Raw genomic sequence first — 20,104 nt, 5'->3', positions numbered from 1 at the left:
CCCGAAGTCCCGGCTCCGCCGGGACGCTGCCGCACACGTGGCTGGGCCGAGTTTCGTCTCAGGGCATTCGCATCGATCGAGGGCGAATGCACGTGGATCGGAGATCAAAGCGCGTGCATTTGCCCTTGATCGGCGGAAGAGAGTGCTGCGGAAGGCGGCGTAGCGGGTGGGGGTGCCGTACGGAGGACGCGGATCAGCATTGCTGTCGCCGCTGCCACGGCCACCAACAGGGCGCACGCTAGGACGGAGCCGATTGATGGGCGGCCCAGGACCAGGATCGCCGGGGGCAGGGTGACCACACCCAGCCACAACGGGGCTGACGGCCATCGGGCGGACGCGGCGATCTGGGCGTTCAGCAGGAAGAAGATGACCGCGTACACGGCGCCCAGCGCGGCGAACCACGGCGCGTCCACGGTCAGGTACAGGTAGTCGGAGCCGCCTACGACGCGTACCGCCAGCTCGGACGCCACCGCCGTCAGGCCGACCAGCGCCAGCCCCGCCCCCGCCACAAGGCACAAGCCGGTCATCAGGGTCCGCCGGTGGCCCTGGGCGAGCCGGGGCAGAGCCAACATCGTGATCACCTGCGGGGCCCAGATCGCGCCGCGGGTGAGCACCGCGCCGACGGCGTACGCGCCGGAGGCGGCCGCGGGGAGGACCGTCCGGGCGAGGATCAGGTCGGCGTACGAGGCGACCAGCATCGCGAGCGTCGCGCTGGCTGCGGTGAAGACCGCCCCGCCCCGCAACCGTCCCGAAGCGATCACAAGAGAGTGGCCAAGGCGCGCGAGGACCGGGAACGCGAGCCAGGCGGCCGCTACACCCACCACCAGCGAGCCGACCAGTCCGAGGCCGGCTGCCAGGCCGACCACGACGCCGGCGTACCGGCCGAGGGCTATCACCGCCAGGCCGACCGCGAGCTTGGAGAACCGCGACCTCCCCTGGAGTTCGCCGAGGGAACGGCAGGCCAGCACGATCGGCACGGTCATCGCGGCGATCAGTGGTGGCACCATCACCGGCAGGTCGAGCACGGCCACCAGGAGGGGGGTCGCGAGCAGCAGCGGGGCACCGCAGAGCAGAGCGGTCATGACCGAGGTCCGGCCGAGGTTGGCGGGCTCCTCACCCCGGGCGACCGATACCGCGATCGCGGTCTGCAGGCCCATGCCGGGCACGGTGGCGATGGCGAAGAGGGCCATCGCGGTGGCGAGCGCGCCGAGGTCGTCGGAGGTCAGGTAGCGGGCACCGAGGAGCGGCACGAGGTACGCGGCGAGGTTGACCACGACGTTCGCCGCGGTGACCGCCGCTCCGGCGCGGCCGAGCGAGGCCGCGCCAGCGCGGGCACCCAAAGAAGCCACGAAACCCTCCAGAGATCGCCACCGTAGAGTGACCCGGTCAGCGTAGTGAGGAGGTCAACCGTGCGCGAACGGTTGATGCTCCACGCCACGGCCGCCCTGGTCACGGTGGCTATTTTGGCCCCACTCGCCGCTCCCGGCTACGTGCTCGCCTACGACATGGTCTTCGTGCCGCGGCAGCCGCTGCGCTGGGACTTTCTCGCCCCGGTCGACGCGCTCCCGAGGGCGGTGCCGCTGGACGCCGCCGTCTCGCTCACAACGCAGCTCGTTCCCGGGTGGCTGGTACAGAGGATCGCGCTCGCGGGGATCGTCTACGCCGCCGCGCTGGGCGCGGGCCGCCTCGTGCCGACCGAGCGGGTACTCACCAGGATCGTGGCGGCGATCGGGTACGCGTGGACACCGTTCCTCGCCGAGAGGCTCCTCATTGGACAGTGGGGGTTGCTGCTCTGCTATGCCGCCCTGCCCTGGTTGGTCAAGGCGGCGCTCGCACGGCGTACCGGCATAATCGTCATCGCGGCCGCCGTCGCGTCACTGACGCCGACCGGCGGTGTCATCGCGTTCGTCATGGTGTGCGCGCTCTCCGTTCCTTGGAAGGCGAGGCTGGCCGCCGCGGCCCTGAACGCGCCGTGGGTGCTGGCCGCGCTGGTGACGACGGCGGGCGGGCGCTCCGACGCGGCCGGAGTTGCGGCCTTCGCCGCCCGGGGCGAGAACTGGAGCGGTCCACTGGGCGCGCTCCTCGGCACAGGCGGCATCTGGAACGCGCAGACCACGCCCGACAGCCGCGGCTCGGCCCTCGCGCCGCTGGCGACCGTGCTCCTGCTCGCGCTGGCGGCGGCGGGCTATCCGGTGCTGCGCCGCCGCTGGAGCGCGGCGACGCGACTGTCGGTGGTCGCTCTGGTCGGCTTCGTCCTGGCCCTTCTTGGTACTGGCCCAGCCGCGCCCGCCCTGGAGTGGATCGTCGCCCACGTGCCGGGCGCCGGGCTGCTCCGGGACGGTCAGAAGTTCCTGATGCCGTACGCGCTCCTCCTTGTCACCTGCGCGGCCCTCGGCGCGGAGCGGCTCGGCCGCACCCCTGTGCTCGTCGGCGCGGCCCTGCTGCCGGTAGTCGTGATGCCGGATCTGGCGTTCGGCGGGGCGGGGCGGCTGCGGCCGGTCGACTACCCCCGCGACTGGGCGGTCGTGGCGGGGCGGGTCGAGGGCGGCGAGGTGCTGTCGCTGCCGTTCACGGCATACCGCGCATATCCATGGAACCGCGACACGGTGGTCCTGGATCCCGCCCCGCGCTATCTGAAGGCGCCGGTGATCGTCGACGACACCCTGCTGGTCGGAGACCTGAGTGTCGCCGGCGAGAGCGAGAGGACGGCCGAGATCCGCGACCGGCTCGAAGCCGGCGAGCCCGTACCGGGATTCCGGTGGGTGCTGGTGCAGCACGGCGCGGGCGGCGAGGTGCCGGCGAGCGCCCTCGCGGGTCTCGATTTGGTGTACGCCGGCCCCACCCTCTCCCTGTACGAAAATCCAAATGCGCCCACGACGGCGCCCGAACCGCGCTGGCCACTGCCCCTGGTCGGCCACCTACTGGCGGCAGCGGTGACGGTGGCCGCGGCCGCCTCGGTGATCCGCAAAAGCGGACCCTCCCATGACTAGCTACCGCGTGGTAACGTGCCCGCACTTGGATGCCGTGAGGGAGATAGAGGCATGAAGACCCTGAGCAGCCTGCTGCTGGCCGGAGTGATCGCCGCTGTGCTGGCGGTGACGGGTGCGTACGCGCTCGCCTCCGCGTTGGTTGTCACCCCGCAGGAGGCCGTCGACAAGGTGTCCAGCGAGATCGAGAAGAAGGGCGGCGACCCGTCGACCGACGAGCGGCAGCCGGCGTCCTACGGCACCAGGTAGTGATCGCGCTGACGTTCCACCGCGCGGGTTGACGACCGCATGACTGAGTGGGTTGGCGCTCACTGCGCTCACGCGGGTCATGCGCCCTTCACGCCTCCCTGTAGCCACCAGTCGCTACAGTCGCTGCGCTCCCTCCGCTTTGTGGCGGCTGCGGGAGGCGGCACATGACCACGTGGGTTGGCGCTCGCTCCGCTCACGCGGGTCATGCGCCCTTCACGCCTCCCTGTAGCCACCAGTCGCTACAGTCGCTGCGCTCCCTCCGCTTTGTGGCGGCTGCGGGAGGCGGCACATGACCAGTTCGGCGAAGCGCTCTCCGGACGCCTCCCAGGTGAACGAGGCGGCGTGGCGCCGGGCCGCCTCGCCCATCGCGGTCCTCCGGACGCCGTCCCGCAGGAGCGTCCCGGTCTTCGCGACGAAGTCGTCGGCGTCGTACGCGAGCAGTCCGGTCTCGCCGTCGACGAGCGCTTCGGCGACACCGCCAGCGCCGTGGAACGCGACGGTCGGGGTGCCGCGCGAGGCCGCCTCGACGATCGTGAGCCCCCAGCCCTCCTTGAGCGACGGGGTGAGCGCGACCCAGGCGGAGCACAGCAGCTCGTGCTTCTGCTGTTCGGTTACGAACCCGGTGAACCGGACGCGGTCCTCGATGTGGAGCGATTCGGCGTACTCGCGCAACGGCTGCTCCCACCAGCCCTGGCCGGCGACGACCAGTTCCAGCGTCGGCATCTCGTCGGCGAGCGCGGCCACGGCCTGGAGCGCGATTTCCACCCGCTTGTGGGGCACGAGGCGGCCCAGGACGATCAGTGATGGGTGCGCGGCACGGGGCGCCGGCTCCGACGCCACCTCAGGAGTGCCATTGTGGACGACGACGACGCGCGCGGCATCGACGCCGAGCACGGCCAGCTCGGCCCGCGTGGCCTGGGAAACCGTGACGTACCTGCAATGCCGGTAAACCCACGGCGCGAGCCGGGACTCGATCCACCAGCCCAGCCTCGCCCCCCAGCGACCGAGCACGACCGGCCACTGCTCCCGGTGCACGTGGTGCACGAGCGCGATGACCGGGCGGCGGGCGTAGAGCGGCGACAGGAACGGCAGGCCGTTGCAGACGTCGACGATGACGTCCGGCCTGCCGAGGGCATTCCGCGACAACGGTCCGAGCCCGACAAGCCCGGCGAGGTAGATCAGCGCGGCCCGAAGGTAAACGGTGTGCCGTCCTCCGCGCCGGATGACGCGGACGCCAGCCAGGGTGGTCTCGTCGGCGGGAGCGTTCCCGTGAGCGGCGCAGAGCAGCGTGACGCGGTGTCCGCGAGCGGCGAGCTCGCCAGCGACGCGCTCAAGGTAGACCTCGGAGCCGCCGCCTTCCGGGTTGAGGGTGTCCCGCCAGTTGAGGATGAGGACGTGCCGGGTGCCCACGGCAGCTCCTACTCACGAGTAGTTTTCGCGATCGGGCCACCATATGGGCAATCCACGCCCACTGGCAACGGCACGGCACCGGATGATCCGCGGCCACGGGCCACGGGTATCGTGTGGCGGCTCCGGACCGTGGCGGTATGCGTCCTTCTCACCGCGTTAGCGTTTTTTCAAGCACCGGGCACGCTGGTCATCGACACCAAGGTGGACCTGGCCGTCACGCCGATCGCCTGGCTCGAGCGGGCGTTGCACGTGTGGGAGCCCGCGGGCACCTTCGGGCAACTCCAGAACCAGGCGTACGGCTACCTCTGGCCGATGGGCCCGTTCTTCGCGGGCGGCTGGTTGCTCGCGATCCCCGGCTGGGCGATACAGCGGCTGTGGTGGGCGCTGCTGATGTGCGTCGCCTTCACCGGCGTCGTGAAGCTGGCTGACCGGCTCGGCATCGGCACACCCGCGAGCCGCCTCATCGCCGGCATCGCGTTCGCCCTCTGCCCGCGAATCGTCACCGAGCTCGGCCCGGTGTCCGTCGAGGCGTGGCCCACGGCCGTCGCGCCGTGGGTGCTCGTACCGCTCGTCGGCATCGCCAAGGGAGCGTCGATCCGCCGGTCGGTGGCCTGGTCGGCGGTCGCCGTCGCGTGCGCGGGCGGGGTGAACGCGACGGCGGTGCTCGCGGTCGTACCGCTGGCGGTGCTGTGGCTCGCGACGGTGCGGCCGTTGCGGCGCCGACTTGCCGCGCTCGCCGGGTGGTGCGTGGCCGTGGCGTTCGCGACCGCGTGGTGGGTGGTGCCGCTGCTCCTGCTCGGCCGGTACAGCCCTCCGTTCCTGGACTACATCGAGACCGCCGAAGTCACCACGCGTACCACGGACCTCGTCACCACCATGCGGGGCGCCTCCCATTGGCTGGCGTATCTGGGTGGGCCGCACGGTCCGACCTGGACGGCCGGCTGGCGGCTGGGCACCGAACCGGTGCTCATCGCGGCGACCCTGGTGGTGGCCGGCCTCGGCCTCGCCGGGCTGGCCCGGCGTGGAATGCCGCACCGCCGGTTCCTCGTCACCGGGCTGCTCGTCGGCGTCGCGCTCGTCGGTTTCGGGCACGTGGCGTCGGCCAGCGGCGGCCTCGCCGAGCTCCAGCGAGCCTTCCTGGACGGGTCCGGCGCGCCGCTGCGCAACGTGCACAAGTTCGACGTCGTGCTCCGGTTGCCGCTGATACTCGGCCTCGCACACCTGGTCGGTGTGCTGAGCCGCGCCGCAGCAGGCGCCCCGCGCTGGCATCCGCGTGGCCTGCGCGCCGCCGCGGTCACCGGTGCGAGCCTGGTCGCGATCGCCGCGGTGGCGGCGCCCGCGCTGGTCGGCGGCCTGCCGGCCAAGGGCAGCTTCGACGCGGTACCCGGGTACTGGAAGCAGGCGTCAGCCTGGCTCGACTCCAACCTGGGCAAGGAACGCGTACTGGTCGCGCCGGCGGCCCGCTTCCCGCGGTACCTCTGGGGCAGCCCGAGCGACGAGATCCTCCAGCCGCTGCTCGACAGCGCGTGGGCGGTGCGCAGCTCGATCCCGCTCGCGCCGCCCACGACCATCCGGCTGCTGGACGCCATCGAGTCCACGATGGCCACCGGTGCCGGATCCACGGCTCTGGCGGACGTGCTGGCCCGGTCGGGCGTTCGCTACGTGCTGATCAGATCCGATCTGGACTACGGCGGCAGCGACGCCGCCCGGCCGCTCGTGGTGCGGCAGGCGCTCGCCCGGTCGCCGGGCTTGACGCTGGCCGCCGGGTTCGGCCCGACGGTGGGCGGTGGACACCTGCCGGGCAACTACGCCGACCGCGGGCTCGACGTGCCGGTCCGCGCGCTGGAGGTGTTCCGGGTACAGCGACCGGTCGACCAGGTCGTCGCGTACGACCTGGACTCGGTCACCACCCTCGTCGGCGGGCCCGAGTCATTGCTGGAACTGGGCGAGTCCGGGCTGCTGCCATCCGCGCCGACGGTGCTCGCCGGCGACCTGCCCGCCGGTGTGGAGACCGGATCGGTCGCGGTGACCGACGGGCTGCGCCGGCGCGAGATCGCGTTCGGGCGGGCGCAGGACAACGCGTCCAATACGCTCACCAGCCTCGAACCGTGGCGGCTGGACACTCCCCAACACGACTACCTGCCGTCCTGGGTCACCACGAAGGATCAGACGACCGTCCGGTACCTCGGGTTCAGCGGGGTCAGCGCGTCGAGCTCGATGTCGCAGGCGCTGGCCCTGTCCGGTGGCCGCCCCGCACACCAGCCGTACGCGGCGCTCGACGCGGACACGACCACCTCGTGGCGGTCGGCCCCGGGCACCCGATCGATCGGCCAGTGGCTGGAGGTGGAGCTGACCACGCCCCGGGTCGTCGTCGAGGTACGGATCTCGTTCGACACCGGCGCCGACTCGATACCGACCCGCATCACGGTCACCGCGGGGCCGGAGCGGGTCACCACCGAGGTCACCGGCGCCACCGCGGTGGTACGCCTGCCGGGGCGGTTCCTCACGGAACGGCTGCGCGTCACCGTCAACGACGTATTCGGCATCCGCACCGGGTTCGGCGGTGTGGGCATCACCGAGCTGACGATCCCGGACGTGCGCACAGGGCGGACTCTGGTCACGCCGGTCGTGCCGGAGAGCATCGATGACAAAGCCGCCTCGTCCATCGTCCTGAGCGCCGCGCCGTCGGTCCCGTCGTGCTACTTCCTCGACAACCGCACCTACTGCTCCCCCGCCGTCGCCCGAGCCTCGGAAGACAACCGGGTGATCGACCGGACGGTGCGGCTCGGTGCCGCCGACTCGTACCGGCCAGCCGTCTGGGCGGTGCCGAAGGCGGGACCGGAGCTGTCCGCGCTGCTCGACTCCGAGTACGACATACCGTCCGTCGCGGCCTCGTCGAGCGGGATGCCGGATCCGGCCGCCCGACCGGGTGTCGTGGCGGACGGCAACCCGACCACCGTCTGGTACGCCGCCGACGACGACAAGCAACCGTGGCTCCGGCTGACCTGGCCCAAGGCGCGCGAGGTCACCGGCCTCAGGGTGACGCTGCACGAGGAGATCGCGGCGTCGCATCCGTGGGCGGTCACCGTGCTGGGCGACGGGGGCGTGCGCGGCGGTGTGCTGTCGGCCGACGGCACGATCGAGTTCGACCGTCCGATGAACACCAACGAGATCACCGTCCTGCTCTCCGACACCACGCCGGCCCGGTCGTACGACCCGTACCGCAACAAGTTCGACCCGCTGCCCGTGGCGGTGGCGGAGCTGACCGCGCTGCCAGACAAGGGTCGGCTGCCGGTCGACGAGAACGCCGTCGTGCGGCTGCCGTGCGGCAGCGGCCCGGTGCTCAACATCGCCGGTACGACGTTCGCCACCTCCATCCGCGCCACCCGCAAGCAACTGCTGGAGCTGCGCGAGGTGTGGGCCACCGTCTGCAAGTCGAAAGAGGTGGAGCTGCCGGTCGGCGAGTCGCGCGTGGTGGCGGCCGGCACGACGCTGGCGACGCCGACCCGTCTGGCACTGACCACATCGGACACTCCCGAGACGGACGGCTCGCACGTCGGCGTCAGCGACTGGTCGGCGAGCGAGCGCCGCCTGTCGGTGGACTCCTCGTCGAAGGACCGAGTGCTGGTGCTGCGCGAGAACGCGAACCCGGGCTGGGTCGCCACGGTCGCGGGCAAGACGCTGCGCCCCATCACGATCGACGGCTGGCAGCAGGGCTGGATCCTGCCCGCGGGGGTCGCCGGAGACGTGACGCTCCGCTTTGGGCCCGACCGGGCGTACCAGTGGGGCCTGGTGGGCGGCGCGGCGCTCGCGCTGGTCATGCTCCTCGTCGCGCTGCTGCCCCGCCGCCGTCCACTCCAGACCGAGCGGGTGACCCACCACCGGTACCGGCGGCCCGTGCTCGTGACCGTCGTGGGCGGTGTGGCGCTGGTGTCGGTCGGTGGCCTCCCGCTCGCCGGCCTGGCCGCCCTCGGCGGCGCCGGGCTGCTGGTCTACCGGGCGTTGATGCCGAACCTGTCCCGCTACGACCAGAAGTACCTGCACCGAGGGGCGCAGCTGTTCTGGCGCTGGCTGCCGGTGGTCCTCTTCGCGATCGCGGGTGTCCTGTCGCTGGCGTCGGAGGACCCGCACTGGTCGGCGGCGCCTCAGGTGGTGGCGTTGGCCGCCGCGAGCGCCTTGTGGCTCTCGTTCGCGGTGCGCACCTTCCGCCGCGGCCACCGCGAGCCCAGCCACTGAATCGGGCGCTCCACGAGATACCAGCTCAACGCCGCGAGGAGCAGGCCGCCGCCGAGCGTCAGCAGGTACACCGACAGCAGGTCGCCCGAGAAGGCGTCGCGACCACCGGCCCAGTAGATCAGCTCCAGCACGAACGGGTGCCAGAGGAACAGCCCATACGAGACGGTGCCGAGCCAGCGCGCCGGGCGGCTCTCGAGGACGGCGCGGCTGCGCGTACGCGGGCCGAATGCCAGTGGCAGCAGCACCATCACCGCGACGCCCAGGAAAAGCGCCTGCTTCGCGCCGAACTGCCACGCGGTCGGCTCGGTCAGGTCGCGCGGCCCGGTGAGCGGAGTGGCCGCCACCGCGAAGAGCCCGACCGCGATTGCCCAGCACGCCAGCGGCGCCCTGCCCAGCTCTTCGAGGAACCGCCAGCGGGCCGGCCCGGTGCCGGTGGCGAGCGCGACGTGGATGGTCGCAAGCGCCATGCCCGCGGCGAACCAGGCCATGTGCGAGGGCAACCACATGGTGTGCAGGCCCAGGTCGAGCAGGCCGAACCCCATGGCGGCGAGCCAGCCTCCGGTGACCACGACGCCCAGCCCGCACATCGCGCTGACCGTCCACACCGGCCGCCATTTGCGGCCCACCAGCGGGGTGATGGCGATCAACGGGAGCAGTACGTAGAAGGCGACCTCGGTCGCGAGGCTCCAGGTGTGGCCGAGCCCGTCACGTAACCGCCCTGGCTCGTAGATCTGGGCGAGCGTGGCGTGCCGGAGCCAGTCGGCGTCGGAGGCCTTCTCGTTGCCCGGCAGTACGGCCAGGCTGACGGCGACGGTCAGCCAGTACGCGGGCAGGATCCGCACCGACCGCCGCCAGAGGTACCGCCGGGCGCCGGGCCGGTCACCGCCGGTGGCGAGCGCGTGGACGTACGGCCGGAAGAGGAGGAATCCAGATAGGACGAAGAAGAGGGCCACGCCAACGTCGAGCCGGGCGAGCCAACCGCCCCACGTAGGATCTCCGATGGCCCCGGTCGCGAAGCCGACGTGCGTGCCGACCACCGCCGCGGCGCCCACCGCGCGCAGGGCATCAAGCGCGGGCAGGCGGCTCGGGGCGGTCGTCTGAAGGTCGGGCGACATTTGTGACTTCCCAGGGGTCGCGCTGAATGTGACTGGGTAGTAACCTCCCGGCCATACTACGGAGTCGACGCTGGGTGCGACAGACGAGAACATACGAGTGGAGTGGACTTATGAAGATCCGCGTCATAGGGGCCGTGGTCTTCGGCGCCGGCGTGTTTCTGCTGGTGGCAGCCGCCGCCTTGGCTTTCGTGATCGCTCCCTCACTCAAGCAGCTGCCCTATGACCTCGACCCGTCGACCTCTATCGCCGAGGCGCCGAACGCCACCTTCCTGGAGCTGAAGCCCGGCCAGATCGAGGTCAAGCAGGCGACGCTGCGGTCGACCATCGAGATCATCCCGGACCCGATGGAGACCGAGAAGCTGCCCGAGGACCTCAAGGGCAACGTGGTCGTCTGGGACGCCTACCAGAACGTGATCCGCACCGACGACCAGTACGAGATCAGCAAGTACTCGGCGGAGCTGGCCCTCAACCGGGTCTCCGGCGCGCCCGCCGACTGGGACGGCCAGTGGCTGGCTGAGGCGGTCGACGCGGACGAGCCTGGCAACGTGAAGTTCGCCGGGCAGATCTACAAGTTCCCCTTCGGCACGCAGAAGCGGACATACCAGGTGTGGGACCGCGACCTGCGCACGTCGCTTCCGGCCGAGTTCAAGGGCACCGAGACGATCGAGGGCGTCGAGGTCTACCGCTTCGAGCAGGTCGTCGAGGAGCAGCCGGCCAAGAACGTCAGCGACGAGAGCATGTCGACGCTCCTCGGCCGCTTCGCCCCGGAGGCCACCAGCGGTCAGGTCATGTACAGCAACACCCGCACCTTGTGGGTCGAGCCGACCACCGGCATGTACATCAAGGTGCGCGAGCAGCAGCACAAGGAGCTGGTGCCGGCGACCGGGGCGTCGACTGTCCTGCTGGACGCCGACTTCGAGTACACCCCGGACACGATCGCCGACGCCGCGGACCGCGCCGGTTCCAACCGGGCCCGGCTCAACCTGATCAGCATGTGGGTGCCGCTCGGCCTCGCCGTCGGCGGCCTGCTCCTGGTGATCTTCGCGTTCATGTTCGGCCGCCGGGCCGCCAGCGGCGGCGCGCACCGCACCGGTGGCGGTCCCGCCAGCCCCTCCCCGGCCCAGAACCGCGCGCCGGCCCGCACCAGCGACGGCGTGCTGACCGACGTGCTGCCCGCGCCGGTGACCCCGGCACCGGGCGGCCCCGCCGGGATCCCCGGCAACCGGCCGGACCAGCGCTGACGGTGAGCGAGAGCGACTGGGTTCAGTGGCACGAGGCGTACAAGGATCCCGCCTCGGCCATGTCCCAGCGCCTCGCCGCCGTCCAGCACCAAATCCGCTCGTACCTCGACGAACGGCCGCCTGGGTCGGTGAGCGCACGCCGCCCGGTCTACAGGGCGGCATCCGAGCACGCGAACGACCCGAGCGAAGCGAGGGCGTCAGACTCAGTACGCGTGATCAGCATGTGTGCTGGCCAGGGGCGTGATCTGATCGGCGTGCTGGCCGGCCACCCCCGCCGGCACGACGTCACTGGCCGGCTGGTCGAGTTCGACCCGCGGCTGGCGGCGGACGCCGAGGCGTCCGCTCGCGCTGCCGGGCTGACGGGCCTTTCGGTGCGCGTCGCCGACGCGGGCCAGAGCGACAGCTACGCGGGAGCCGTGCCAGCAGATCTGGTACTGGTCTGCGGCGTCTTCGGCAACATCACCGACTCCGACATCCGGCACACGATTGGCTTCCTGCCCAGGCTCTGCGCCCCAGGTGCCACGGTGATCTGGACCCGCACCCGCGAGGCGCCCGACCTCGTACCGACCGCGTGCGACTGGTTCGCGGCGGGCGGCTTCGCGCTCCGGTTTCTGTCTGATCCCTCCGAGCCGTATGGCATGGGCGTGCACACCTTGGTGGACCCGCCGACCCCTTTCACGCCCGGCGAACGCCTGTTCACCTTCGTGCGGTGAACTGGGTCACTCCACAGTTCCCACCCAGGCACGGTGAGTATTCTTGACGCCCTCGTGCCTCCTGAACTGCTGCTTTCCGAAGTCACGGCGCGCCTGACGACGGCGACGACCGTCCAAGAGGCGTGTGCGGTCGCTGTGAGTGCCATCAGCCGCCACACGCCCGCCATGATCGCTACGTTGCTCCATGTACACGACCGCCTCCGGTGCGTCGCCGCGGCTGGCTCGTGGCAGGTGTACTCGTCCATCCGCCCGGAGGACGGGGTGGCCGGCCGCGCGTTCACGTCGGGCAAGACCCAGGTGGTGTCCGCGGTCGAGACCGACCCCGACTACATCTCGCTGGGTCCGGACGTCGCCGCGGAGGTCTGCACCCCGATCCTCGACCTGTCCGGCCGGTCGGTCGGCGCGCTCAACATCGAGTGGACCTACCCCGTCGACCTCGACCTGTGGCGCGGCCTCGCCGAGCAGGTCGCGGAGCTGCTGGGTGAGCGGATCGCACAGCTTGGCGGCCCACCCGCGGAAAGCCGCGGCGAGCGGTTGCTGCGGCACGCCATGGCACTGACCGCCGCCGGGAGCGACCGTGAACTGCTGTCGACCGTCGTCGAGGCGGCGCGCGACGTGTCCGGGCTATCCACGCCCGTGCTGGCGGTGCCCACCCGGGTCGGCGCCCGGTTGTACGGGGTGGACGGGCCGCTCGGCGAGCGCCTTCGGGTCCGGCTCAGCGCGCGCACGGTGGCGCGGGCGCGGCAGCACGGCACCTCGTACACGATCGGCGACCCCGCCCGGTTGGACGCGCACGGGTTCGAGGAGCTGGTGGAAGCGGGTGTCCGGTCCATGATCGCGGTACCGGTCGGCCCGGTCGACATCGGTGCCGTCCTGTTGATCGTCGACGAGGGTATGGTGACACCCGCCCCCGAGACCGTCAACCTCGTCGAGCTGCTGGCGACCCAGGCGTGGACCTGTCTCGACCGCCTCACGACGCTGGAGCACCTGCGTGAGCGCGCCACGTCCGACCCGCTGACTGGCCTGCGGCACCAGGGCTCGTTCGGCGAGCGGATCGCCAGGGCCACCCCGGACCGCACCGCGCTGCTCGCGATCGACGTCGACCAGTTCAAGAACATCAACGACACGTACGGCCACCAGGCCGGCGACCAGGTGCTGGTCGAGATGGCTCGGGCGCTACAGAGCGCGCTGCGGCAGGGCGACGAGCTGTACCGGATCGGCGGCGACGAGTTCGTGGCGGTGGTCGACGTGGCGCGTCCCGACGAGGCGACGGGCATCGGCGAGCGCCTCGCGGCGGCTGCCCGCACGATCGGCCGTACCATCAGCGTCGGTGTCGCCCTGCGGCGCTCTGGCGAGGCCCCCGAGCTGACCCTGCGACGGGCCGATGCCGCTCTCTACGACGTCAAGCGTGAGGGCCGCGACGGCGTCCGCTTGGCGGGCGGTTAGCGCGTGAGCGCGCTGCCGCCCGCAGATCGCACAAAGCGCAGGGAGCGCAGCGACTGCGATCTATAGGGCGGCTCGCGGACGCGAGCCGCCCGAGGGCCAGTTAGCTCAGCTCCGCCGCGAGCAGTTCGGCGATCTGGGCGGTGTTGAGGGCCGCGCCCTTGCGCAGGTTGTCGCCAGTGACGAAGAGGTCGAGCGCGCGCGGGTCGTCCATCGAGCGCCGCAGCCGGCCCACCCACGAGGGGTCGGTGCCGACCGCGTCGATCGGCATCGGGAACTCCCCGGCCGCCGGGTCGTCGACCAGGATCACGCCGGGCGCGTTGCGCAGCGCCTCACGCGCGCCCTCGCTGTCGACCTCGGTGCCGAAGACCGCGTGGACGGCCACCGAGTGACCGGTCACCACCGGTACACGCACGCAGGTGGCCGACACCTTCAGGTCGGGCAGCCCGAGGATCTTGCGCGACTCGTTGCGGAGCTTGAGCTCCTCGGACGACCAGCCGGCGTCCTTGAGCGAGCCGGCCCACGGCACGACGTTGAGCGCGAGCGGCGCCGGGAACGGCCCGAGATCATCGCCGACGGCCTGCCGGACGTTGCCGGGACGGGAGCCGAGCACCCGATCACCGGCGATCTTCGCGAGCTGGTCGTGCAGCGTGTCGACGCCGACCTGGCCGGCACCGGAAACCGCCTGGTACGAGGCGAGCACCAGCTCGCGCAGGCCGTACTCGCGGTGCAGCGGCGCCACCGCCACGATCATGGCGAGGGTGGTGCAGTTGGCGTTGGCGATGATGCCCTTGGGCCTGTTGCGCACCTGCTCCGGGTTGATCTCGGGGACGACGAGCGGCACGTCCCTGTCCATGCGGAACGCGCCGGAGTTGTCGACCACCACCGCGCCACGCGCCGTCGCGACCGGCGCCCACTCGACGGACACCTCGTCGGGCACGTCGAACATCGCCACGTCTACGCCGTCGAACACCTCGGGCGTGAGCGCCTGAACGGTCAGCTCCTCGCCCCGGCACATGATCGTCTTGCCAGCCGAACGCGCCGATGCCACCAGGCGAATCTCGCCCCAGACGTTCCGGCGTGCCGACAGCAGCTCGCACATGACGGTGCCGACGGCTCCGGTCGCTCCGACGACGGCGAGCGTGGGTCCGGCCATAGGGGCTTTACCTCCCCGTCCCGGCGTATACGACCGCTTCCTCCGTACCACCGAGGTCAAAAGCTTCGTGAACGGCGCTCACGGCCGCGTCCAGGTCGGTGTCGCGGCAGACGACAGACACCCGGATCTCCGAGGTGGAGATCATCTCGATGTTGACGCCGGCCTCGCCGAGTGCCGCGAAGAACTTCGCCGCGACGCCGGGATGCGACCGCATGCCCGCTCCGATCAGCGACACCTTACCGACATGGTCGTCGTAAAGGAGGCCCTTGAACTTCACCGGTTCCTGGATCTTGCTGAGCGCTGCCATCGCCGTCGGCCCGTCGGCCTTGGGGAGCGTGAACGAGATGTCGGTGCGCCCGGTTCCCTCGGTGGAGACGTTCTGCACGATCATGTCGAGGTTGATCTCCGCGTTGGCGACCGTCTCGAAGATCCGCGCGGCCGCACCCGGCTCGTCCGGTACCGCCACGATGGTGATCTTCGCCTCGCTGCGGTCGTGGGCGACGCCGGTGATCAGTGCCTGCTCCAACGGAAGGTCCTCCATCGCTCCGGTGACCATGGTGCCGGTGTTGTACGTGTACGACGAGCGGACGTGGATCGGCAGGCCCGCCCGGCGCGCATATTCCACGCTGCGCAAGTGCAACACCTTTGCGCCGCACGCCGCTAGCTCCAGCATCTCTTCGTACGTGATCTGCCGGATATGGCGCGCATTGGACACGATCCGGGGATCTGCGGTGAAGACGCCATCAACGTCCGTATAGATCTCGCAGACGTCCGCGTGGAGGGCGGCGGCGAGCGCTACGGCCGTGGTGTCGGAGCCGCCGCGGCCCAGCGTCGTGATGTCCTTGGTGTCCTGGGAGACGCCCTGGAAGCCGGCCACGATCGCGATCGCGCCCTCGTCGAGCGCACTGCGCAGCCGACCAGGCGTCACGTCGATGATCCGGGCCCGCCCGTGCACCGACGTGGTGATCACACCCGCCTGCGAGCCGGTGTACGACCGTGCCTCGTACCCGAGGTTGTTTATCGCCATCGCGAGCAGCGCCATCGAGATCCGCTCGCCCGCGGTGAGGAGCATGTCGAGCTCGCGCCCGGCGGGCAGCGGACTGACCTGATGGGCCAGGTCGAGCAGCTCATCGGTGGTGTCGCCCATCGCCGAGACCACGACGACCACGTCGTCACCGGCCTTGCGCGCGCCGACGATGCGCTCGGCGACCCGCTTGATGCGTTCAGCGTCCGCGACCGAGGAACCGCCGTACTTCTGCACCACCAGCGCCACGGCAGCCCGTCCTTCCGTACGTGCGGACGCCGCCGGGCTGGCCGGCGGCGCCGAGTAAGTCGACCCCAGGGTACCGGCGCGCAGTGACCATGCGACCACGCGATCCCAGCATCCGGCCCGTAACCAGCGTCGCTTCCGGCGTGTCAACGAGCCGCCGCGGGATCCGAGCCGAGAATATGAACGTGAGTGTGCGCTCCGCCATCTTCCGCGGACCCCTCGGCGCAGGCGTGGTCGCTGGGCTGATCACGCTGACCGCCTGCGGGCAGGGTGATCCGGCACCAGCGGCGACAGACCCGGCCCCACCTGCGGCGACAGGCCCCGGCGACGCGCGCCAGCAGCTGGCGGCGCTCGCCGCCGCGGCGAAGGACCGCAAGCTCACCGCGACCTACACGCTCTCGGTCTCCGGCCGGCCGGACCGGACCGTGGTGGTGACGAGCGCCACGGACGGAAGCTGGCGGGTCGACATCCCGGAGGCCGCTCTCGGCGGCACCGTCGACGTGTCGATGGCGCAGAACGGCGAGGGCATCTACCAGTGCGCGCTGCCGTCGCCCTCCCGGCCGGTGCAGCCCACCTGCGTCCGGGTCGCGGGGCCAGGTGGCCGCGTGGACGCCAAGGTCGACCCACGCGTGTGGCATCCCTTCACCGACTCGCGAGAGGTGCTCATCGACCGCGCGGCGCCGCTCGCGGTGTCGGTCACGAAGCCGATCTCCGGCGCCCAGGGCACCTGCTTCTCCGTCGAGTCGACCACCACCTCGTTGAAGGCGCCCCTCGACGTCGGCATCTACTGCTACGACAGTGACGGCACGCTGACCGCGGCCCGGTTGGCGTACGGCACGCTGAAGCTGACGAATCCGCCGGCCGCGCCGCCGGCCACCGTCACGCTCGCCGGCCCGGTCGTCAATGGCGAGGCGCTTGGCATGGCGGCGCCACCGACACCCACCGTTTCGGCGTCCGCGAGTGCCTCGTCAAGTCCATCCCCTAACGGGTGAATGCGGTCACGTCTCGTCGGCTTCCGGACACGCCGGGTGACCCCAGGGTGGAGACGGACCGCCCATTGGGGCACACTCGGCGCCATGTCCGAGCTACACCCCTTGCTCGCGACTCGGTGGAGTCCGCGTGCGTTCGACCCGGCCGCCCAGCTGGCCGACGATGACATCACCTCGCTACTGGAGGCCGCCCGTTGGGCGCCATCGGTGGGAAACAGCCAGCCCTGGCGGTTCCTGGTGGGCCGGCGCCACACCGAGACACACAAACGGATCTTCATCAACCTCGGTGCCGCGAGCCAGCGGTGGGCCGGCAGTGCGTCCGCGCTGATCGTCGCCGGGTATGTCGTAGACCCTGGCACGCCCCACGCGGCGTACGACCTGGGGCAGGCTGTGGCGCATATCTCAGTCCAGGCGACGGCGCTCCGCCTGCACGTCCACCAGATCACGGGCATCGACCGCGCCGGCCTGCGCGCCGATCTCGACCTGTCCGACGACCTGCTTCCCAAGGTCGTTCTCGCGGTTGGCCGGCTCGGTGACCCGGCGTCGCTCCCGCCCGATCTGCGCACTCTCGAAATCACGCTGCGTCGCCGTCGTCCACGGTCCGAGTTGGTAATCGGCGCTGCGATCACCTAGAGTGTCGTTTGTCATGTGGCAGGCGCTCCTTCTTCGCCGCCGCGACGAGGCCCTCTAAGGCCGGCACCTCGTCGCGGAGTTTGGCGCGCGCGCCGGTCTTGTTCGCCACATGACCTCTAGAGGAGCCCTCCGTGTCAGAAGTAGCCGGCGCTGATCCCATTGCTCGGCAGAGCCCGAGCCGCATGCCCTTCCAGCGCTACCAGCCATACCACCAGCAGTTCGCCATCGACCTGCCCGACCGCCAGTGGCCAACCCGCCGAGTAGAGGTTGCGCCACGCTGGTGCGCCGTAGACCTGCGCGATGGCAACCAGGCCCTGATCGACCCGATGTCACCCGAGCGCAAGCGCCGCATGTTCAACCTGCTGGTGCAGATGGGCTACAAGGAGATCGAGGTCGGCTTCCCGTCCGCGAGCCAGACCGACTTCGACTTCGTACGCCAGCTCATCGAGCAGGACCTGATCCCCGACGACGTCACCATCCAGGTTCTGGTGCAGTGCCGGGAACACCTGATCGACCGCACCTTCGAGTCGCTGCGCGGGGCGCGGCGGGCGATCGTGCACTTCTACAACTCGACCTCGGCGCTCCAGCGCCGCGTCGTCTTCGGCCTGGACCGCGACGGAATCACCGACATCGCCACGTCCGCAGCGCGGCTCTGCCAGAAGTACGCCGAGATCCACACGCCGGACACCGACATCTTCTACGAGTACTCCCCGGAGTCGTACACCGGCACCGAGCTGGACTACGCGCTGGAGATCTGCGGCGCGGTCATCGACGTGGTGGACCCCACGCCCGACCGCCCGCTGATCGTCAACCTGCCAGCCACCGTCGAGATGGCCAGCCCCAACGTGTACGCGGACTCGATCGAGTGGATGCACCGGCACCTGCCGCGCCGCTCCTCCGTCGTGCTGTCGCTGCACCCGCACAACGACCGCGGCACCGGAGTCGCCGCCGCCGAGCTCGGCATGCTGGCCGGCGCCGACCGCGTCGAGGGCTGCCTGTTCGGCAACGGCGAGCGCACCGGCAACGTCGACCTGGTGACGCTGGGCCTGAACCTGTTCTCGCAGGGCATCGACCCACAGATCGACTTCAGCGACATCGACGAGATCAAGCGCACCGTCGAGTACTGCAACCAGCTGCCAGTTCACGAGCGCCACCCGTACGCCGGTGACCTGGTCTACACCGCCTTCTCCGGCTCCCACCAGGACGCCATCAAGAAGGGCTTCGACGCGCTGGCCGCCGACGCGGCGACCGCCGGAGTGTCGATCGACAAGCACGACTGGGCAGTGCCCTACCTGCCGATCGACCCGAAGGATCTGGGCCGTAGCTACGAGGCCGTCATCCGGGTCAACTCGCAGTCCGGCAAGGGCGGCGTGGCGTACATCATGAAGGAGGAGCACCACCTCGACCTGCCGCGGCGGCTGCAGATCGAATTCTCCGGCCTGGTGCAGCAGTACACCGACAACGAGGGCGGCGAGGTCGAGCCGGGCCGGATGTTCGACATCTTCTCGGCCGAGTACCTCGGTGCCGGGCGGGTCACCATGACCGACTATCGGGTGTCCACCGTCGAGGGCAAGGTTGAGATCACCGCCGATATCCACTTCGACGGCTCGCCGAAGTCGGTCGTCGCGGTCGGCAACGGCCCCATCGACGCGTACATCAACGCGCTCCAGTCGATTGGCGTGCAGGTACGGCTGCTGGACTACCACGAGCACGCCATGTCCGCCGGTGGTGACGCCCAGGCCGCCGCGTACATCGAGTGTGACGTGGACGGTCGCACCGTGTGGGGCATCGGCCTCGACCCCAACATCGTCACCGCCTCCATAAAGGCCGTGACCAGCGCGGTCAACCGCGCCATCTGACGCTGCCGCCAGCGCGCCACGATCTTGTCGGGCGTGGCGCGCTGGCGGGCGTCGCTCCGGGACCGCAAGCTTGTGGGGTGCGGTCCCTCCTTACCTTGTGCGCCCTGGCGCTCGCCCTCTCCGGCTGTGTACCGCCCGACACCATCACCGACCAGGCGACGGCCACGCCGTCCGCCGCCACCGACTCCGCGCGGCTGCTCGGCCAGCTCACCGAGGCCAAGTCCGGCTCGATGCGCGGCTACAGCCGCGAACGCTTTCCACATTGGCGAGACACCGGCAAGAACTGCGACGTGCGCGACACCGTGCTCGAACGGGACGGCCAGAATGTGCGGCTGAGCGGCTGCAACGTGGTCGCCGGCAAGTGGTACAGCGAATACGACAAACGCACCCTCTCCGATCCCTCCGATGTGGACATCGATCACATGGTGCCGCTGGCGGAGGCCTGGCGTTCCGGCGCCAACCAGTGGGACGACCAGCGTCGCGGCGAGTTCGCCAACGACCTGACCCGGCCCCAGCTGATCGCCGTGTCGGCAAGCTCGAACCGGTCCAAGGGCGACCAGGACCCTTCAAAGTGGACACCGTCGAACCGTGACTTCTGGTGCACGTACGCCCAGGACTGGATCTCGGTGAAAGCCTTCTGGCGACTCACCGTGACGGCGGCGGAGAAGGCGGCGTTGTCCGACATGTTGGGCACATGCCCCGGCACGAAGCCATAGACTCACGTCATGGCCGAGCTAACCGGCGCTCGCTCCGCTCGCGCGGGTCATGCGCCTTTTGTGCCTCCCTGTAGCCGCCAGTCGCTC

At 70.7% G+C, this 20,104-nt stretch carries 15 protein-coding genes; 10 read left to right on the top strand and 5 right to left on the bottom strand.

What is annotated here, in order from left to right; all coding sequences use genetic code 11:
• Nucleotides 1-104: 104 nt before the first annotated feature.
• Nucleotides 105-1,349, bottom strand: a complete 1,245-nt coding sequence (locus V6V89_RS37870) for a polysaccharide biosynthesis protein (protein WP_334624488.1) — start codon at nt 1,347-1,349, stop codon at nt 105-107.
• A gap of 75 nt (nt 1,350-1,424) precedes the next feature.
• On the opposite strand from V6V89_RS37870, the gene V6V89_RS37865 reads away from it, so the two are divergent.
• Both V6V89_RS37865 and V6V89_RS37860 read left to right on the top strand, forming a co-directional pair.
• Nucleotides 1,425-2,990, top strand: a complete 1,566-nt coding sequence (locus V6V89_RS37865) for a hypothetical protein (protein WP_334624492.1) — start codon at nt 1,425-1,427, stop codon at nt 2,988-2,990.
• A gap of 51 nt (nt 2,991-3,041) precedes the next feature.
• Nucleotides 3,042-3,236, top strand: coding sequence for a hypothetical protein (locus V6V89_RS37860; protein ID WP_334624487.1), 195 nt, complete (start codon nt 3,042-3,044; stop codon nt 3,234-3,236).
• Nucleotides 3,237-3,449: 213 nt separating this feature from the next.
• Here the strand turns inward: V6V89_RS37860 and V6V89_RS37855 are convergent, their stop codons facing one another.
• Nucleotides 3,450-4,646 carry a glycosyltransferase family 4 protein gene (locus tag V6V89_RS37855; protein ID WP_334624486.1) on the bottom strand — a complete coding sequence of 399 codons (1,197 nt, stop codon included), beginning with the start codon at nt 4,644-4,646 and terminating at the stop codon, nt 3,450-3,452.
• Between the two features lie 30 nt (nt 4,647-4,676).
• On the opposite strand from V6V89_RS37855, the gene V6V89_RS37850 reads away from it, so the two are divergent.
• Entirely contained in the window at nt 4,677-8,882 is a 4,206-nt protein-coding gene (locus tag V6V89_RS37850; protein ID WP_442935299.1) for a DUF3367 domain-containing protein, read from the top strand.
• On the opposite strand, the gene V6V89_RS37845 is transcribed toward V6V89_RS37850, so the two are convergent.
• Entirely contained in the window at nt 8,792-9,997 is a 1,206-nt protein-coding gene (locus tag V6V89_RS37845; protein WP_334624483.1) for an acyltransferase family protein, read from the bottom strand. The genes V6V89_RS37850 and V6V89_RS37845 overlap by 91 nt on opposite strands.
• Before the next feature lie 110 nt (nt 9,998-10,107).
• Here V6V89_RS37845 and V6V89_RS37840 point away from each other — a divergent pair, with 110 nt between their 5' ends.
• The 3 genes from V6V89_RS37840 to V6V89_RS37830 are packed head-to-tail and all read left to right on the top strand — an operon-like array spanning nt 10,108 to nt 13,397.
• A complete protein-coding gene (locus V6V89_RS37840; protein ID WP_334624482.1) occupies nt 10,108-11,238 on the top strand; it encodes a DUF3068 domain-containing protein in 1,131 nt (376 codons plus the stop codon).
• A 2-nt stretch (nt 11,239-11,240) separates the two neighbouring features.
• A complete protein-coding gene (locus V6V89_RS37835) occupies nt 11,241-11,951 on the top strand; it encodes an SAM-dependent methyltransferase (protein WP_334624481.1) in 711 nt (236 codons plus the stop codon).
• Nucleotides 11,952-12,005: 54 nt separating this feature from the next.
• Nucleotides 12,006-13,397, top strand: coding sequence for a sensor domain-containing diguanylate cyclase (locus tag V6V89_RS37830; protein WP_334624490.1), 1,392 nt, complete (start codon nt 12,006-12,008; stop codon nt 13,395-13,397).
• Between the two features lie 100 nt (nt 13,398-13,497).
• Here the strand turns inward: V6V89_RS37830 and V6V89_RS37825 are convergent, their stop codons facing one another.
• Together V6V89_RS37825 and V6V89_RS37820 are read right to left on the bottom strand one after the other, a co-directional pair.
• Nucleotides 13,498-14,550, bottom strand: coding sequence for an aspartate-semialdehyde dehydrogenase (locus tag V6V89_RS37825; RefSeq protein ID WP_334624480.1), 1,053 nt, complete (start codon nt 14,548-14,550; stop codon nt 13,498-13,500).
• 7 nt (nt 14,551-14,557) lie between these two features.
• The gene (locus V6V89_RS37820) at nt 14,558-15,823 is read right to left on the bottom strand and encodes an aspartate kinase (RefSeq protein ID WP_334624479.1); all 1,266 of its coding nucleotides are present in this window, start codon (nt 15,821-15,823) and stop codon (nt 14,558-14,560) included.
• 182 nt (nt 15,824-16,005) lie between these two features.
• On the opposite strand from V6V89_RS37820, the gene V6V89_RS37815 reads away from it, so the two are divergent.
• The 4 genes from V6V89_RS37815 (at nt 16,006) to V6V89_RS37800 (ending at nt 20,017) form a co-directional block, all read left to right on the top strand.
• A complete protein-coding gene (locus V6V89_RS37815; RefSeq protein WP_334624478.1) occupies nt 16,006-16,812 on the top strand; it encodes a hypothetical protein in 807 nt (268 codons plus the stop codon).
• 84 nt (nt 16,813-16,896) lie between these two features.
• Nucleotides 16,897-17,442 carry a nitroreductase family protein gene (locus V6V89_RS37810; protein ID WP_334624477.1) on the top strand — a complete coding sequence of 182 codons (546 nt, stop codon included), beginning with the start codon at nt 16,897-16,899 and terminating at the stop codon, nt 17,440-17,442.
• A gap of 182 nt (nt 17,443-17,624) precedes the next feature.
• The gene (leuA, locus tag V6V89_RS37805) at nt 17,625-19,301 is read left to right on the top strand and encodes a 2-isopropylmalate synthase (protein ID WP_334624489.1); all 1,677 of its coding nucleotides are present in this window, start codon (nt 17,625-17,627) and stop codon (nt 19,299-19,301) included.
• Nucleotides 19,302-19,378: 77 nt separating this feature from the next.
• Nucleotides 19,379-20,017, top strand: coding sequence for an HNH endonuclease family protein (locus V6V89_RS37800; protein WP_334624476.1), 639 nt, complete (start codon nt 19,379-19,381; stop codon nt 20,015-20,017).
• Nucleotides 20,018-20,104 lie beyond the last annotated feature (87 nt).

The sequence above is a fragment of the Micromonospora sp. CPCC 206061 genome, from assembly GCF_036906915.1.
Taxonomy (GTDB): domain Bacteria; phylum Actinomycetota; class Actinomycetes; order Mycobacteriales; family Micromonosporaceae; genus Phytohabitans.
The sequence above is the reverse complement of the archived record's forward strand: the minus strand, read 5'-3'. Positions and strand labels throughout refer to the sequence as shown.

Coding starts and splice junctions, on each gene's coding strand:
- V6V89_RS37860 (WP_334624487.1), top strand. CDS start 3,042: ATGAAGACCCTGAGCAGCCTGCTGCTGGCCGGAGTGATCGCCGCTGTG.
- V6V89_RS37865 (WP_334624492.1), top strand. CDS start 1,425: ATGCTCCACGCCACGGCCGCCCTGGTCACGGTGGCTATTTTGGCCCCA.
- V6V89_RS37840 (WP_334624482.1), top strand. CDS start 10,108: ATGAAGATCCGCGTCATAGGGGCCGTGGTCTTCGGCGCCGGCGTGTTT.
- V6V89_RS37845 (WP_334624483.1), bottom strand. CDS start 9,997: ATGTCGCCCGACCTTCAGACGACCGCCCCGAGCCGCCTGCCCGCGCTT.
- V6V89_RS37825 (WP_334624480.1), bottom strand. CDS start 14,550: ATGGCCGGACCCACGCTCGCCGTCGTCGGAGCGACCGGAGCCGTCGGC.
- leuA (WP_334624489.1), top strand. CDS start 17,625: ATGCCCTTCCAGCGCTACCAGCCATACCACCAGCAGTTCGCCATCGAC.
- V6V89_RS37810 (WP_334624477.1), top strand. CDS start 16,897: ATGTCCGAGCTACACCCCTTGCTCGCGACTCGGTGGAGTCCGCGTGCG.